This window comes from Gephyromycinifex aptenodytis (genome assembly GCF_012277275.1).
Lineage (GTDB): Bacteria > Actinomycetota > Actinomycetes > Actinomycetales > Dermatophilaceae > Gephyromycinifex > Gephyromycinifex aptenodytis.
This window is the reverse complement of the sequence record NZ_CP051155.1, coordinates 742725-755774: the sequence shown is the minus strand read 5'-3', so window position 1 is coordinate 755774 and position 13050 is coordinate 742725. Positions and strand designations below refer to the sequence as shown.

Genomic DNA, 13050 nt, shown 5'->3' with positions numbered 1-13050 from the left:
AGCCGGCTCAGCCCTCTTCGATTCGGGCCACCACCGCCACGGGGCAGGGCGACTGCACCAGCATGTGCTGACTGACCGAACCCAACAGCAGCCCGGCGAATCCTCCGCGACCACGCGAACCCACGACGAGCAGATCGGCGTTCTCAGCGGCGCTGAGCAGGGCCTCAGTGGCAGCCGCACGCTCGATGCGCACCTCGACCTCAACGTGCGGATATTGTTCCCGCAGCCCGGCGATGGCTTTCTCGGCCCGCGCCCGGTGCCGTTCGGTGACTGCGGCCCACTCCGGGGACTCGGGTGTGGTGACCACGACACCGTCGATGACTTCCAACCACCACGCGTGAATCACGGTGATCTTGCCGTCGGGGGCAGCCGCCTCGAAAGCGAAACGCGCGGCACGCACCGAGTCGCGCGAGCCGTCGACGCCGACAACGACCCCAGGGGCCTGCGCCGGATGGGGCGCCTGTCCGGGGCGCAGCACCACCACCGGGCAGCGGGCGTGCGAGGCGGTCTGGATGGAGACGGTGCCCAGCACCGCCGAGGTCAGACGGCCTCGCCCGCGATGCCCCACCACGATCAGGCGTGCGACCTCGGAGGCCTCCACCAGGATTCGGGCGGCCCCACCCCAGGGGCTGGAAGCGGAGACCGCCAACTCAGGGTCGGCGGCGCGTGCCTGGGCAACAGCCGCCGCGAGTACCCGGTCGGTGTCGTCTCCGGCTTCGGCCATCGCCGCCTCTGACCAGACCAACGTGCCGTCCAGCGGGGTAGCGGCGGCGAAGACCTCGCGGGCGCTCACCAGGTGCAGCGGCGCCTCGATGCGCTTGGCCTCAGCGATTGCCCAGGCCAGGGCCGCCTCCGCAGGCTCCGAACCGTCGACACCGACGACCACCGCGCCTGGGGGTACCTGCGCGCTGGTGGGTGGCTGGTCGGCAGGCTGGGTGGCGTCCATGTGCTGATTCTCGCCCCGTTTGGCCGTGCTGGCCAGAGGCCGGACGTCCTGTCGGTGTGTCGTGCCGGTCGGTGCCCGCAATCGAACAGGTGTTCGGTATGGTGTGCACAGGTTCGCCCGCGGCGGGCCTTCTGCTCACAGTTTTGCGGTGGGTTCGAAGGCTTGTCGGATGGGCGTTCTAGCGTCTGACCCGACGTAGGAGTTTCCCCGGCGGGTCGAAGGTAGGCGCGCCCGAGACGAGACGAGAGTGCAGGTGGTCGGCATGGCCGGCGTAGCAAGCGCACAACGGGACAAGTCCCTTGAGACCGTGATGGCGCAGATCGAGAAGAGCTATGGCAAAGGGGCGGTCATGCGCCTCGGTGACGATGTCCGCCCGCCCATCGGGGTGATCCCCACCGGGTCGATCGCGCTCGATGTCGCCTTGGGTATCGGCGGGCTGCCTCGGGGTCGCATCGTGGAGATCTACGGCCCGGAGTCCTCGGGTAAGACAACGGTGGCCTTGCACGCGGTGGCCAGCGCGCAGAAGGAGGGTGGCATCGCCGCCTTCATCGACGCCGAACACGCCTTGGACCCTGAGTACGCCAAGAAGCTCGGTGTGGACACCGACGCCCTGCTTGTCAGCCAGCCGGACACCGGTGAGCAGGCGCTGGAGATCGCCGACATGCTGATCCGTTCCGGGGCCATCGACATCATCGTGATCGACTCGGTGGCTGCGTTGGTGCCCCGCGCTGAGATCGAGGGCGAGATGGGTGACTCGCACGTGGGATTGCAGGCGCGGCTGATGTCCCAGGCGCTACGCAAGATCACCGGTGCCCTCAACAGCACCGGGACCACAGCGATCTTCATCAACCAGTTGCGCGAGAAGATCGGCGTGATGTTCGGATCCCCGGAGACGACCACCGGCGGTAAAGCATTGAAGTTCTACGCTTCGGTGCGCCTGGACGTGCGACGTATCGAGACGCTCAAGGACGGCACCGAGCCGGTGGGGAACCGCACCCGCTGCAAGGTCGTCAAGAACAAGGTCTCCCCGCCTTTCAAGCAGGCCGAATTCGACATCATCTACGGACACGGCATCTCCCGCGAGGGTGGACTGCTCGACATGGGAGTAGAACAGGGCTTCGTTCGTAAGTCGGGCGCCTGGTACACCTACGAGGGCGACCAACTCGGGCAGGGCAAGGAGAACGCCCGCACCTTCTTGAAGGACAACCCGGAGCTGACCGACGAACTCGAACGCAAGATTCTTGAGAAGCTCGGGATCGGCGCTGGAGCTCAGCCTGTAGAAGATGTTCCGGTCGCGCAGGCCGCTGAGGCGCCCGTTTCGTTCTGATGGCGAACGGCGATACTCAAGCCCGCCTGGCTCAGGCCCGCCGGGTGCTCGCACAGGCGCAAGCCGCCGCGAGCACCGCGGCGTCGCCTGACGACGCGGGCTCGCCGGTTCCACCTGAACCGCCCCTGGCCCGGGAAGCACCAGCGCTGCGCGAAGAGGAAGAAAGCTTCCCGGTAGATCCGGCGGTACAACCGGACGACGCGGATGCACAGGCGGTCGCTCGCCAGATCGTGCTTCGGCAGCTCGCGATGGCACCCCGGAGCCGGAAGCAACTCGAAGACAAGCTGCGCTCCCGTGGCTGCCAGGACGACGTCGCCGCTGCGGTGCTGGACCGGTTCGCAGAGGTAGGGCTGGTCGATGACGAGGCGTTCGCCGAGGTGTTGGTCCGCTCCCAGCAATTGACGCGCGGACTCTCACGCCGGGCCCTTGCGCACGAGTTGACGAAAAAGGGCGTCGAGCGCCATGTTCGCGACGCTGCCCTGGCCGATATCGCCGAGGAAGACGAGCGTGCCCGCGCCGAGCAACTGGTGGCGACACGGCTCAAGCGGTTGGCCGGTCTGCCGCGTGAGGTCCAGACACGGCGACTGTCCGGGATGCTGGCCCGCAAGGGCTACCCGCCGGGGCTGAGTTATGCCGTGATCCGTGAGGCGCTGGACGCCAGTGCGGAACACCGCCGCGATTGAATGGGTGTCGCTGCCCAGGACAGGACCCCGCCAGGAAGAGCTGGTGGGCCCAGGCAGCAGGTGAGGCGGCGGCTGCCAGCTGTCGCGGACGATTCGGGAGCGCGCCGTGTGCGCACGTACTCTGGGCGGTGCTATGACGAACCCCATTCGCACTTACGACGTGCGCACCCACGGGTGCCAGATGAATGTGCACGACTCCGAGCGGCTCTGCGGCCTGTTGGAGACGGCCGGCTACGCAGATTTGGCCAGCCTGCCTGCTCAGTTGCGCCCCGAGGTCGCAGACGTCGTCGTGTTCAACACCTGCGCCGTGCGCGAGAACGCCGACAACAAGCTCTACGGCAACCTGGGCCAACTTCGCCCGGCGAAGATGCGCAATCCGGACATGCAGATCGCCGTCGGGGGCTGCATGGCACAGAAGGATCGCGAACTCATCGTCGAGAAAGCCCCGTGGGTGGACGTCGTGTTCGGCACCCACAACATCGGCAGCCTTCCCGTCTTGCTCGACCGTGCCCGGCACAACAAACGAGCCGAGGTCGAGATCCTGGAGTCGCTGGAGCGCTTCCCCTCGACCCTGCCGACCCGACGTGACTCGGCCTACGCAGGCTGGGTCTCGATCAGCGTCGGGTGCAACAACACCTGCACCTTCTGCATCGTGCCGAGTTTGCGCGGCAAGGAAGCAGACCGGCGCCCGGAGGACATCCTGGCCGAAGTGCGGGCACTGGTGGAACAGGGCGTGGTTGAGGTGACGCTGCTCGGGCAGAACGTCAACTCCTACGGGGTGGAGTTCGGGGATCGGTTCGCCTTCGGCAAGCTGCTGCGAGCGTGCGGGCAGATCGAGGGGTTGGAACGGGTTCGATTCACCAGCCCGCACCCGGCAGCCTTCACCGACGACGTCATCGAGGCGATGGCCGAGACACCCAATGTCATGCCGAGCCTGCACATGCCCCTGCAATCCGGTTCGGATCGGGTCCTCAAAGCGATGCGGCGTTCCTACCGCAGTGCCAAGTTCCTGCGCATTCTGGACTCGGTGCGCGATCGGATCCCGCAGGCGGCGATCACCACCGACATCATCGTCGGTTTCCCCGGGGAGAGCGAAGAAGACTTCGAGGAAACGCTGCGGGTGGTGCGGGCCTCGCGCTTTTCCTCCGCGTTCACCTTCCAATACTCCATCCGTCCGGGTACCCCGGCGGCGACGATGCCAGACCAGATCGAAAAGGCCGTGGTGCAGGAGCGCTTCGACCGCCTGATCGCGGTCCAGGAAGAAGTCTCCTGGGCTGAGAATCGAAAACTGGAGGGGGTCGACGTCGAGGTTCTCGTGGCGCCCTCTGAGGGACGCAAAGACCGCGAGACGGCCCGCATGTCCGGCCGCGCGCAGGACAACAGGCTCGTGCACTTCGCGCTGCCAGCGGACCTGCCCGATGAACAGCGCCCGCGCCCTGGCGACATGGTGAACGTACGCGTCAGTTACGGCGCCCCGCACCACCTCGTGGCCGATTCCGCCCTCGCGGGCGGCACGTTCAGCGTGCGACGCACGGCTGGCGGAGACGCCTGGGCGGCCACTGCCGGCAACCCGGTTCCGGGCCGTCCCGCAGTCAGCCTCGGGCTGCCCCAGGTGGGTCCGCCGCCCACCCCGGTCGCTGCGGCGCGAGGCTGCGGCTCCTGCTGATCCGGGCCTGTGGCTTGGACCGGCCCGCAACCTGCTCGACAACTCGCCGCTGCACGACTGCTGATCCGCGGCCGGACGGATATCGCCCTGCTGACACGACAACGCCCCGGCACCAGGCCGGGGCGTTGTGGGATCACCTGCGCAGCATCACTGGGAGTTGTCGCCCACGTACTCGTCGGCCTTGTCGGTGGCCTGCTTGATCTTGTCTGCGTGCTCGCCACCGGTGCGCTCGTCCACGGCGCCACCGACCTTCTGGATGGCCTGGTCAGAGGCGCTCTCGATCTTGTCGCCGTGCTGTTCCTTCAGCTCGCTGGCTTTGTCCTTCAGACCGTCGAAGTGGCCCATGAGTGTCCTCCTGATATGTAAAGCATGGTTGTGGCGCGGAGCCACACCTTCACTGTGCCTCAGGTAGGCCGCCCACCCCAACCCTTCGGGGCCGGCTGCTTCCACGATGTGGGATCGCGGTGACCTCCGGAACGACGATCTCTGGGAGTATGCCTCTCATGCAGGCACGTCCGATCATCGCCGTCGTCGGCGCGACAGCGACGGGTAAATCGGCGCTCGCGCTGGATCTGGCGGAACGCCTCGGGGGCGAGATCATCGGCGCCGATGCCTCGCAGTTGTACGTCGGTATGGACATCGGCACGGCCAAGGTCGCGCTGACGCAGCGGCGCGGTATCCCGCACCACCAGATCGACGTGCTCGACATCGCCCAGGACGCCAGCGTGGCCGCCTACCAAGGAGCGGCCCGGGCGGACATCGAGGCAATTTCTCGTCGTGGCGCCGTGCCGATTCTGGCCGGCGGTTCAGGTCTGTATGTTCGCGCTGCGCTGGATCATCTCGAGATCCCGCCGACCGATCCTCAGCTGCGGGCCCGGCTCATGGAAGAAGCGGAGCACGTGGGGACACCTGCGTTGCTGGCTCGGTTGCAGGCTTTGGACCCGAGCGCAGCCAACGCCATCGAGCCGCGCAACACGCGCCGGATCGTGCGGGCACTAGAAGTGATCGAACTGACCGGGCGTCCGTTCTCCGCCACAATGCCGACCCGGGAGTTCGTACAACCGACGCTCATGGTGGGCCTGCGGTTGAATCGACCCAGTCTGGATGGGCGGATCGCGGTACGCACCGCCGACATGTGGTCCCAAGGGCTGCTGAGCGAGGTGGAAGAGTTGGAAGCCAGGGGGCTCTCCGGGACCCGGACGGCTTCGCGCGCGCTCGGTTACGCCCAAGCCTTGGAGCAGTTGGCCGGGCGTATCAGCGAGCAGGAAGCGATCGAGGCCACGACGCAGGCGACGCGCCGCCTGGTGCGCCGGCAGGAGAGTTGGTTCCGCGCGGACCCGCGCATCCACTGGTTGGACGCGAGCCGACAGGACCTTGCAGATGAGGTTGCCGCGCTGTGGCAGCGCGCACGATCCGGCGCCGGGATGGAAGACTGAATCCGTGACTTCCCAGGTGCGTTTCACCAAAGGCCACGGAACCGAGAACGACTTCGTGCTCGTTCCCGACCCCGACGGCGAGCTCGAGCTGAGTGACGCTCAGGTGCGTTTTCTCGCCGACCGGCGCGCTGGGATCGGCGGCGACGGCGTGATCCGGGTGGTCCGCACCGCGGCGGCGCAGGAGGATGACGTCCGGGCGCTGGCCGATCGGGCCGAGTGGTTCATGGACTACCGCAACGCCGACGGCAGCCGGGCCGAGATGTGCGGCAATGGGACTCGCGTGTTCGCGGCATACCTGCGCCGCGAGGGCTGGGCCGATGAAGCACAGTTCTGCATCGCCACCCGGGACGGGGTCAAGCACCTGCGGATCCAGGACGACCTATACAGCGTCAACCTCGGACCCTGGCGCCTGGTGGATGCGATGCGTTCCCGCGAGCAGGGCTACGACACCCTCGTGGCGCTACCGGGTGTCGATCCGTTGCCGGCGCTGTCGCTGGATCTGGGCAACCCGCACACCGTGGTCGTCCTGCCGGAGGGCGCTGACCTCAACGGCATCGACCTGAGCCGGGCGCCGATGCTGAACCCGCAGCCGGCCAACGGCAGCAACGTCGAGATCGTTCAGCCGCTGGGGCCGGGGCACCTGCAGATGCGGGTCCACGAACGCGGCGTCGGAGAAACCCGATCATGTGGCACCGGCGCAGCGGCGGCGGCGCTGGCGCTGATGACGTGGAGCGGAGCGCCGGCGGAGAACGAGAGTTGGCGGGTCGACGTGCCGGGCGGCACGTTGCAGGTGAGCGCGCTTGCAGGCCAAGAAGTGGCGCTCAGTGGGCCGGCGGCGCTGGTCGCGGACGGGATCGCCTACCTTCCCGCAGGCTGAACGCACCCGTTCGCAGACAACTCAGGCAGGCGCGTGCGGTAGCTTGCGGTGATGATGGACCGCCAGAACCCGGTAGCCCTTGGCCGAGGCGAGCTTAGCGGTGGAGAAGTGCGGTTCGAAGGTGCCGGCCAACCAGGCAAGTAGGGAGTCCGCGCCGAGGTTGCGCTGGACCACCAGGTAGGCCGTGCCGCCAGGGGTGAGCCGCGGTAACCAAGCGTGCAGCAATTCGTGCAGGGCAGCTTTGCCGATCCGGATCGGGGGGTTGGACCAGATCGTCTCGAAGGTGATGTCGGCAGGCACCGTCTCCGGCGCGGCAGCGCGGACCCGCGGCAGCTCCAGAGCAGCCGCGTTCTCGGTGAGCAGCGCCAGCGCGCGGCGGTTGACGTCGACCCCCCACACGTGCGCGTGGGGAGCGAGCATGCCCATGCTCAACGCGACCGGACCCCACCCGCAGCCCAGATCCAACAGATGCCCAGCCTGCGGCGGCTGCGGTGCGTTCCGCAGCAGGACCGCGGTGCCCAAGTCGAGCCGGTCGGGGCAGAAGATGCCGGCCGCTGTAGCCACGGTGACGTCGTGGCCGGCCAACTCCACGCGCAGCTCGCGCCGATCTTCCGGGCCGACGGGCTCAGCGTCGAAGTAGTGATGGTGCTGGTCTGCAGGCATCAAGTTTCACCTTAGGTGGGGGCGGTGACGAGGCGCCGGCATGGCGCCCGCCGATGGGTGGCTCGAGGTCGCAGCAGCGCAGGCAGGCTCAGCCGAGGTCATTCAGCGGGCGACTCGGCAGGTCGCGGACGCTCACCGGCGGCCGGGGGATAGGAGCGTGACGCTGCGGGAGACGGTCGCGTTCGAAGGTCACCGTGGTGTAGCCGTGCGGCATCGGAGCACCTTCGGCATCCAGACCGACCATGACGATCTCCTCGATCTCGATGATCGTGCTGCGGGTGACCATGTTGCGCACTCGGCACTCCAGCGTCAGCGATGTCCGTCCGAAACGGGTGGGTGCCAGTCCGAGCTCGATGAGATCGCCCTGCCAGGCCGAAGAGACGAAGTTGATCTCCGACATGTATTTGGTGACGCACCGTTCGTTGCCCAGCTGCAGGATGGCGTAGATCGCAGCCTCCTCATCGATCCACCTCAGCAGGCTGCCCCCGAACAAGGTGCCGTTGGCGTTGAGGTCCTCGGGTTTGACCCACTTACGGGAGTGGAAACGCATGGGTAGGGGGGCATCCATGCCCATGATTCTAGGGAGGAAAACCACAGGTCATGTTCCGTCGGCGCGGCGGACCACCGACTGGCACGAAACGACCCACCTGCAGGTAAGGAAGCCAACCCGGGCATGCAGCATGCCAAGAGGCGGAGCAAGCGCGGGCGCGGCCGCTTGTTCGGCGCCGGCGGCGATCTCAGCCGAGTTCGGCCAGTAGTCGTCCGTGGGCGGCATGGGCCTCCTCGGCCAGACTCACCAATGTCAGGGCGTCCAGCGATTCGGCGTCCTTGCCTTCCAGAGCTGACGCTGGTGCAGCGACGTCCGAGGCCCGGGTTAAACAGGTCGCGGCGCGGGTGAGTACCGGCGAACTCAGGTGGGCGCTGGTGGCCAGGGCTCCCAGATCCCGTAGCGCCACCCGCAGCGTCTCCAGGTCGGCCGCCTGTTCGTCGGTGAGGGATTCGTGATCCGGGACGAGCCCGAGCTGGGCATGCAACGCCTCTCGTTGCAGGCCCAAGATGTGAGCTTTGCCTCGCACCTGGCCCGCGGCCAGGGCGTGCAGGAGCTGCACAGCGGCGCCGCGCGCCTCTTCGACTCGCTGGGCCAGCGGAGCCGTGCGCAACGATGGGATGACGGTGAACCCACCGACTACCCCCACCAGCACGGACAGTGCGATCAGAACGGCGTATTCGCCCAGCAGGGGGTAGGGGTCCAGATGGCGGGTGGCAGAGTTGAGGCCGACGCTGACGAGCACCATGAAGGCATAGCCCAGGGCAGGTCGGGAGGTGACGAAACCCAGGCCCAGCAGCAGAGCGGCGGCCGAGATCGGTGTCAGCAGCGGCTGCGGGACGATCACAAGCAGCAGCCACACCCCTAGCGAGCCGAACAGCAGCCCGATGATTCGTGGCCGCGCCTTATCCAGGGTGGCGGCCCAACTGGCCTGCAGGATCCCGAACGTCGTCATCAAGGTCGTGGGGATCAGCGGGTCGCCGTGCTCGAGGTGGCTGGTGAGGATGAGCATCACCAGCAAGCCCAGAGCGGTTCGGATGGCGTGCCGAACATGAATGGAACCCAGCGTCGGGGCCGGGCGCAGGAGCGCCTCGCGCAGGGCCGCGCGCTCCGAATTCTCCAGTGGCACCCGGGTGCGATCTCGGTTGCGGGCCGCCTCTTCGACCAGGTCCAGGGCGCGTGCGGCGTTCTCCAGACCGGGCGGATACGCAGGTGTGTCCGAGTCTGGCGTCGCCACGTCTGCAGCCGTCGCCGCAGGTACCTTGGCGGGATCTTTCGCCCTGACCAACCCGGCCAATTCTTGCGCTCGTGCAGAAAGTCGGTTCAGGCCCTCCTGGGTCGCGGCATCATCCCGGTGGGCAGCAAGGCCGGCGGCGTGGGCGGCACGTCGGAACCGGGTCGCGGCGCTCATCACCTCACCGATCCAGTGTGGACGGCCGTCGGCCAACCACAGGTCGAAGGCCTCCCCGACCGCTGGTTCTTTCGCATCCAGCAAGGCTGCTGTGGCTGCCCGAGTGGGTTTGCTGGGGTCGGCCAGCCCCAGCAGGATGCGCACCAAGACGGCTGTGACGAAACCGCTGATGGCAGCCACGAGTAGCTGCCCGATGCTGGTTGTGGTGGTGGGTGCGAATCCGAAAGCGAACAGTGAGCTCATCCCCAGCCCGGTCCCCGCGCTGGTGAGGTGGCGTCCCCAGAGCGGCAGCAGCGCCGCGACGCCCACCACGACTACGGCCAGCGCTATTCCCGCCGGGCGGGAGGCCTCGGCGACGAGCCTCGGAAGGACGGCTCCGGCGGTCATGATCGGTGCCAACATCAACGCCAGACGCAGATCCCGACGCAGTGGGCCGGCCATGAAGGAGATCAGGGCGAAGAAAGCCACCATCCCCCCGACGATCGCAGCCGACCCGGCGCCCAACGCGGTGGCCAGAGCCATCGAGGGAATGAGGGCGAGGGCGAACAGGAAGATCAGCACCAGGGGTTCCTTGGGGTCGGGCGGGGGTCCAACAGCACGAAGCGGAACCGCCTCATAGTGCCACGGCCGCGCGGCGGCCCGGATGCGCCCGCACCGAGGTGCAACAGGGGGCCCCCGGCCGTAGCCGGTCAGGCCGGGCCTACGGGCAGTCGCGCCGCGGCAGCGACCAGGGGAGGGGTTGCCGGTCATCGGGGCTGCGATCAGTCGTCAGTCAGTCGTTGCGGGGCCCTCGATGGGGGACTGAGACCGGCCCTGGCAGGTATTGCCTCGCATCCGGGGCGGGCGTCTGCGATTCTGAGAGGGATATGACGAACTCAGACATCTTCGATGCCAAGGCGTCCGCGCTCTCCGACAGCGACGACTGGCACAGCAAAGACCCCGATTTCCTCTCCTTCGACGGAGACCAGCTCGAACGCGAGGAGCGCGCCGCGATGCGTCGCGTCGCGGGGTTGTCGACCGAACTCGATGACGTCACCGAGGTCGAGTACCGCCAGCTGCGGCTGGAGCGGGTGGTGCTCGCCGGGGTGTGGTGCGAGGGCACGTTGGCCGAGGCGGAGAACTCACTGCGGGAGTTGGCCGCCTTGGCAGAAACCGCTGGATCCAGCGTGCTGGCCGGGGTGGTGCAACGCCGCCAACGCCCGGACCCCGCCACCTATCTCGGTTCGGGTAAGGCCGAGGAGCTGGCCGAGATCGTGCGCGCCGAAGGCGCCGACACCGTGGTGTGCGACGACGAACTCGCCCCGAGCCAGCGCCGGGCTCTCGAAGATGTCGTCAAGGTCAAGGTCATCGACCGCACCGCGTTGATCCTGGACATCTTCGCCCAGCACGCCAAGAGCCGAGAGGGCAAAGCCCAGGTCGAGCTGGCGCAACTGCAGTACCTGCTGCCGCGACTGCGCGGTTGGGGTGAATCGATGTCCCGGCAGGCCGGTGGACAGGTCTCCGGAGGGGCCGGGATGGGCTCGCGCGGCCCCGGTGAGACCAAGATCGAACTCGACCGGCGCCGGATCAACCAGCGGATCAGCAAACTCAAGCGCGAGATCCGCGACATGAAGACCGTTCGAGACACCAAACGTAGTTCGCGCACAGCCGGTGGGGTGCCCTCGGTGGCTATCGCCGGCTACACCAACGCCGGGAAGTCCTCCCTGCTGAACCGGCTGACCGGCGCCGGGGTGTTGGTCGAGAACCAACTCTTCGCCACGCTGGACCCGACCGTGCGCCGGGCCCAGACCGAGGACGGTCGCGAATACACCCTCGCCGACACCGTCGGTTTCGTGCGCTCACTGCCCCATCAGCTCGTCGAGGCCTTCCGCTCCACGCTGGAGGAGGTCGCCGAGGCAGACCTGCTGTTGCATGTCGTGGACGGTTCCCACCCGAGCCCAGCCGGACAGATCAGCGCGGTACGCGCGGTGCTCATGGACGTTTTGGGCGAACACGGGCGGGAATGGCCGACTGAGGTCATCGTCATCAACAAGGCCGACGCGGCCGACCCCGAAGTGTTGGATTCGCTGCGTCGTCAGGAGAAGCACTCGGTCGTCGTCTCGGCTCGTACCGGGGAAGGCTTGGCGGAGCTGCGGCAGATCATTGCCGATGAGCTGCCGCGGCCCAACGTCGCGCTGGAACTGCTCATCCCCTACGACCGCGGCGAGATCGTCAACGACCTGCACGTCAACGCCGAGATCCGCGCTGAAGAGCACACCGGCGAAGGCACTCGGTTGAGCGTTCTCGTGATGGCGCACCAGGTCGAGGAACTCCGCTGCTTCGCAGTTTGATTGGCCGGATACGCTGCCTGCCATGAGCGGGAACCGCCCATGGCCCTGCGTCGTGGAGACCGAGCGGCTACGGCTGCGTCCTCCGCAGATGCAGGACGCAGCCTTTCACCACGCGGTTCATTCGGATGCGCGGTTGTTCTCGGTGCCCGGAGCGCGGCGAAGCACCGGTGCCGAGTCTCTTGCCGAGTTCACCGGGTGGCTTCGCAGCTGGGAGCGCGACGGCATCTGCTATTGGCTCGTGGAGGACCGGCACACGGGGGCGCAGCTGGGGTTCGCGGGGGTGCGCCGCGAAAGCACGGGGCTCAACCTGTATTACCGGCTCTCCTACGGTGCCCACGGTTACGGATTCGGCGCCGAGGCCGCCAAAGCCACCCTGGCCTGGGCCTGCGAATGGCTGCCGGAACCCGCCGTGCACGGGGTCATCCGATTCGACAACACCGCCTCGATCCGCTCGGCCGAAGCTGCCGGCCTGGTCTGCACCGAACCCCGCGACGCGCTGGACCCGGACGGGTCGGCCGCCTCCGGATCACGTTATGGCCGGTGGGTCTCACCCACCCTGGTCCCGATCAGCCCCGAGCAGGCTGGCGAGCCTGGGCTGGCGGAAGAAATCGTGTCGCTGCTGCGTGATCACCCCGCAGCGTCCTCACCCGGCGGGACCTCACCGGCCGTGCGCCGGATGCTGCTCGCGCTGGCGCGCGAGGAGAGCGTGCTGCTCACTTTGCGGGCCCACGACGGTCAGCTCATCGGATGCGGGTGGGCCGTCGTGGGCATCGGCACGCACGCGCACACCGCCACCGTGAGTCACCTCTGTGTGCGCACCCCGGGCCGAGGCCACGGCCGGATGTTGTTGGCCGGCCTGCACGGCCTGCTGCGACGTGAACATCCGCAGGTCGAACTGGTGGCTGCCGAAACGCAGGGGGACCCGCGCGCCGAAGGCTTGCTGAGCGCCTTGGGTTATCGCGAGGTGGGGCGTCTGCCCGGGTTCGTCAAGGTTCCTACGAAAGAGCCCGCAGACCAGGTCATCTTCTTGCGCGCGCTCACCCCGAGCGCCTTCACCGGCTCGGGTTGAGCCCCGAACGCAGGCCCCGTCGGCGAGTTCGCACCTGGAGCGCCTCCGGGCGCGCTGTCCTCGGTCGGCGGCTGACCTCAGGCGCTGTGTGTGCC

Annotated in this window: 12 protein-coding genes; 7 read left to right on the top strand and 5 right to left on the bottom strand. The window is 67.8% G+C overall.

Annotation, left to right across the window (positions count from 1 at the left end):
* Window positions 1–7: 7 nt before the first annotated feature.
* On the bottom strand, window positions 8–946 hold the full coding sequence (locus tag G9V96_RS03195) for a universal stress protein (protein WP_168581746.1): 939 nt from the start codon (window positions 944–946) through the stop codon (window positions 8–10).
* Window positions 947–1208: 262 nt separating this feature from the next.
* Between G9V96_RS03195 and recA the strand changes: the two genes are divergently transcribed.
* The 3 genes from recA (at window position 1209) to miaB (ending at window position 4622) form a co-directional block, all read left to right on the top strand.
* Complete coding sequence (gene recA, locus G9V96_RS03190) at window positions 1209–2273, top strand: recombinase RecA (RefSeq protein ID WP_168581745.1); 1065 nt, start codon at window positions 1209–1211, stop codon at window positions 2271–2273.
* A complete protein-coding gene (locus G9V96_RS03185) occupies window positions 2273–2956 on the top strand; it encodes a regulatory protein RecX (RefSeq protein WP_168581744.1) in 684 nt (227 codons plus the stop codon). The genes recA and G9V96_RS03185 overlap by 1 nt, the downstream gene beginning before the upstream one ends.
* Window positions 2957–3089: 133 nt before the next feature.
* Window positions 3090–4622 (top strand): tRNA (N6-isopentenyl adenosine(37)-C2)-methylthiotransferase MiaB, encoded by a 1533-nt coding sequence (gene miaB / locus G9V96_RS03180; RefSeq protein ID WP_168581743.1) that lies wholly within the window; start codon window positions 3090–3092, stop codon window positions 4620–4622.
* A 147-nt stretch (window positions 4623–4769) separates the two neighbouring features.
* On the opposite strand, the gene G9V96_RS03175 is transcribed toward miaB, so the two are convergent.
* Window positions 4770–4967 (bottom strand): antitoxin, encoded by a 198-nt coding sequence (locus G9V96_RS03175; protein ID WP_168581742.1) that lies wholly within the window; start codon window positions 4965–4967, stop codon window positions 4770–4772.
* 158 nt (window positions 4968–5125) lie between these two features.
* Between G9V96_RS03175 and miaA the strand changes: the two genes are divergently transcribed.
* Together miaA and dapF are read left to right on the top strand one after the other, a co-directional pair.
* Window positions 5126–6058 (top strand): tRNA (adenosine(37)-N6)-dimethylallyltransferase MiaA, encoded by a 933-nt coding sequence (gene miaA, locus G9V96_RS03170; RefSeq protein WP_168581741.1) that lies wholly within the window; start codon window positions 5126–5128, stop codon window positions 6056–6058.
* A 4-nt stretch (window positions 6059–6062) separates the two neighbouring features.
* Window positions 6063–6935 (top strand): diaminopimelate epimerase, encoded by an 873-nt coding sequence (dapF, locus tag G9V96_RS03165; protein ID WP_226913422.1) that lies wholly within the window; start codon window positions 6063–6065, stop codon window positions 6933–6935.
* Window positions 6936–6956: 21 nt separating this feature from the next.
* On the opposite strand, the gene G9V96_RS03160 is transcribed toward dapF, so the two are convergent.
* From G9V96_RS03160 to G9V96_RS03150, 3 genes are all read right to left on the bottom strand, one after another.
* Window positions 6957–7598: a class I SAM-dependent methyltransferase gene (locus tag G9V96_RS03160; RefSeq protein ID WP_168581739.1), complete on the bottom strand. Its 642-nt coding sequence runs from the start codon at window positions 7596–7598 to the stop codon at window positions 6957–6959.
* Window positions 7599–7686: 88 nt separating this feature from the next.
* Window positions 7687–8166, bottom strand: coding sequence for an acyl-CoA thioesterase (locus tag G9V96_RS03155; RefSeq protein ID WP_168581738.1), 480 nt, complete (start codon window positions 8164–8166; stop codon window positions 7687–7689).
* A gap of 169 nt (window positions 8167–8335) precedes the next feature.
* Entirely contained in the window at window positions 8336–10117 is a 1782-nt protein-coding gene (locus G9V96_RS03150; protein WP_168581737.1) for an FUSC family protein, read from the bottom strand.
* A 305-nt stretch (window positions 10118–10422) separates the two neighbouring features.
* On the opposite strand from G9V96_RS03150, the gene hflX reads away from it, so the two are divergent.
* Window positions 10423–11886 (top strand): GTPase HflX, encoded by a 1464-nt coding sequence (hflX, locus tag G9V96_RS03145; RefSeq protein WP_168581736.1) that lies wholly within the window; start codon window positions 10423–10425, stop codon window positions 11884–11886.
* Between the two features lie 22 nt (window positions 11887–11908).
* Window positions 11909–12955, top strand: coding sequence for a GNAT family N-acetyltransferase (locus G9V96_RS03140; RefSeq protein WP_168581735.1), 1047 nt, complete (start codon window positions 11909–11911; stop codon window positions 12953–12955).
* The last annotated feature ends 95 nt before the right edge of the window (window positions 12956–13050 follow it).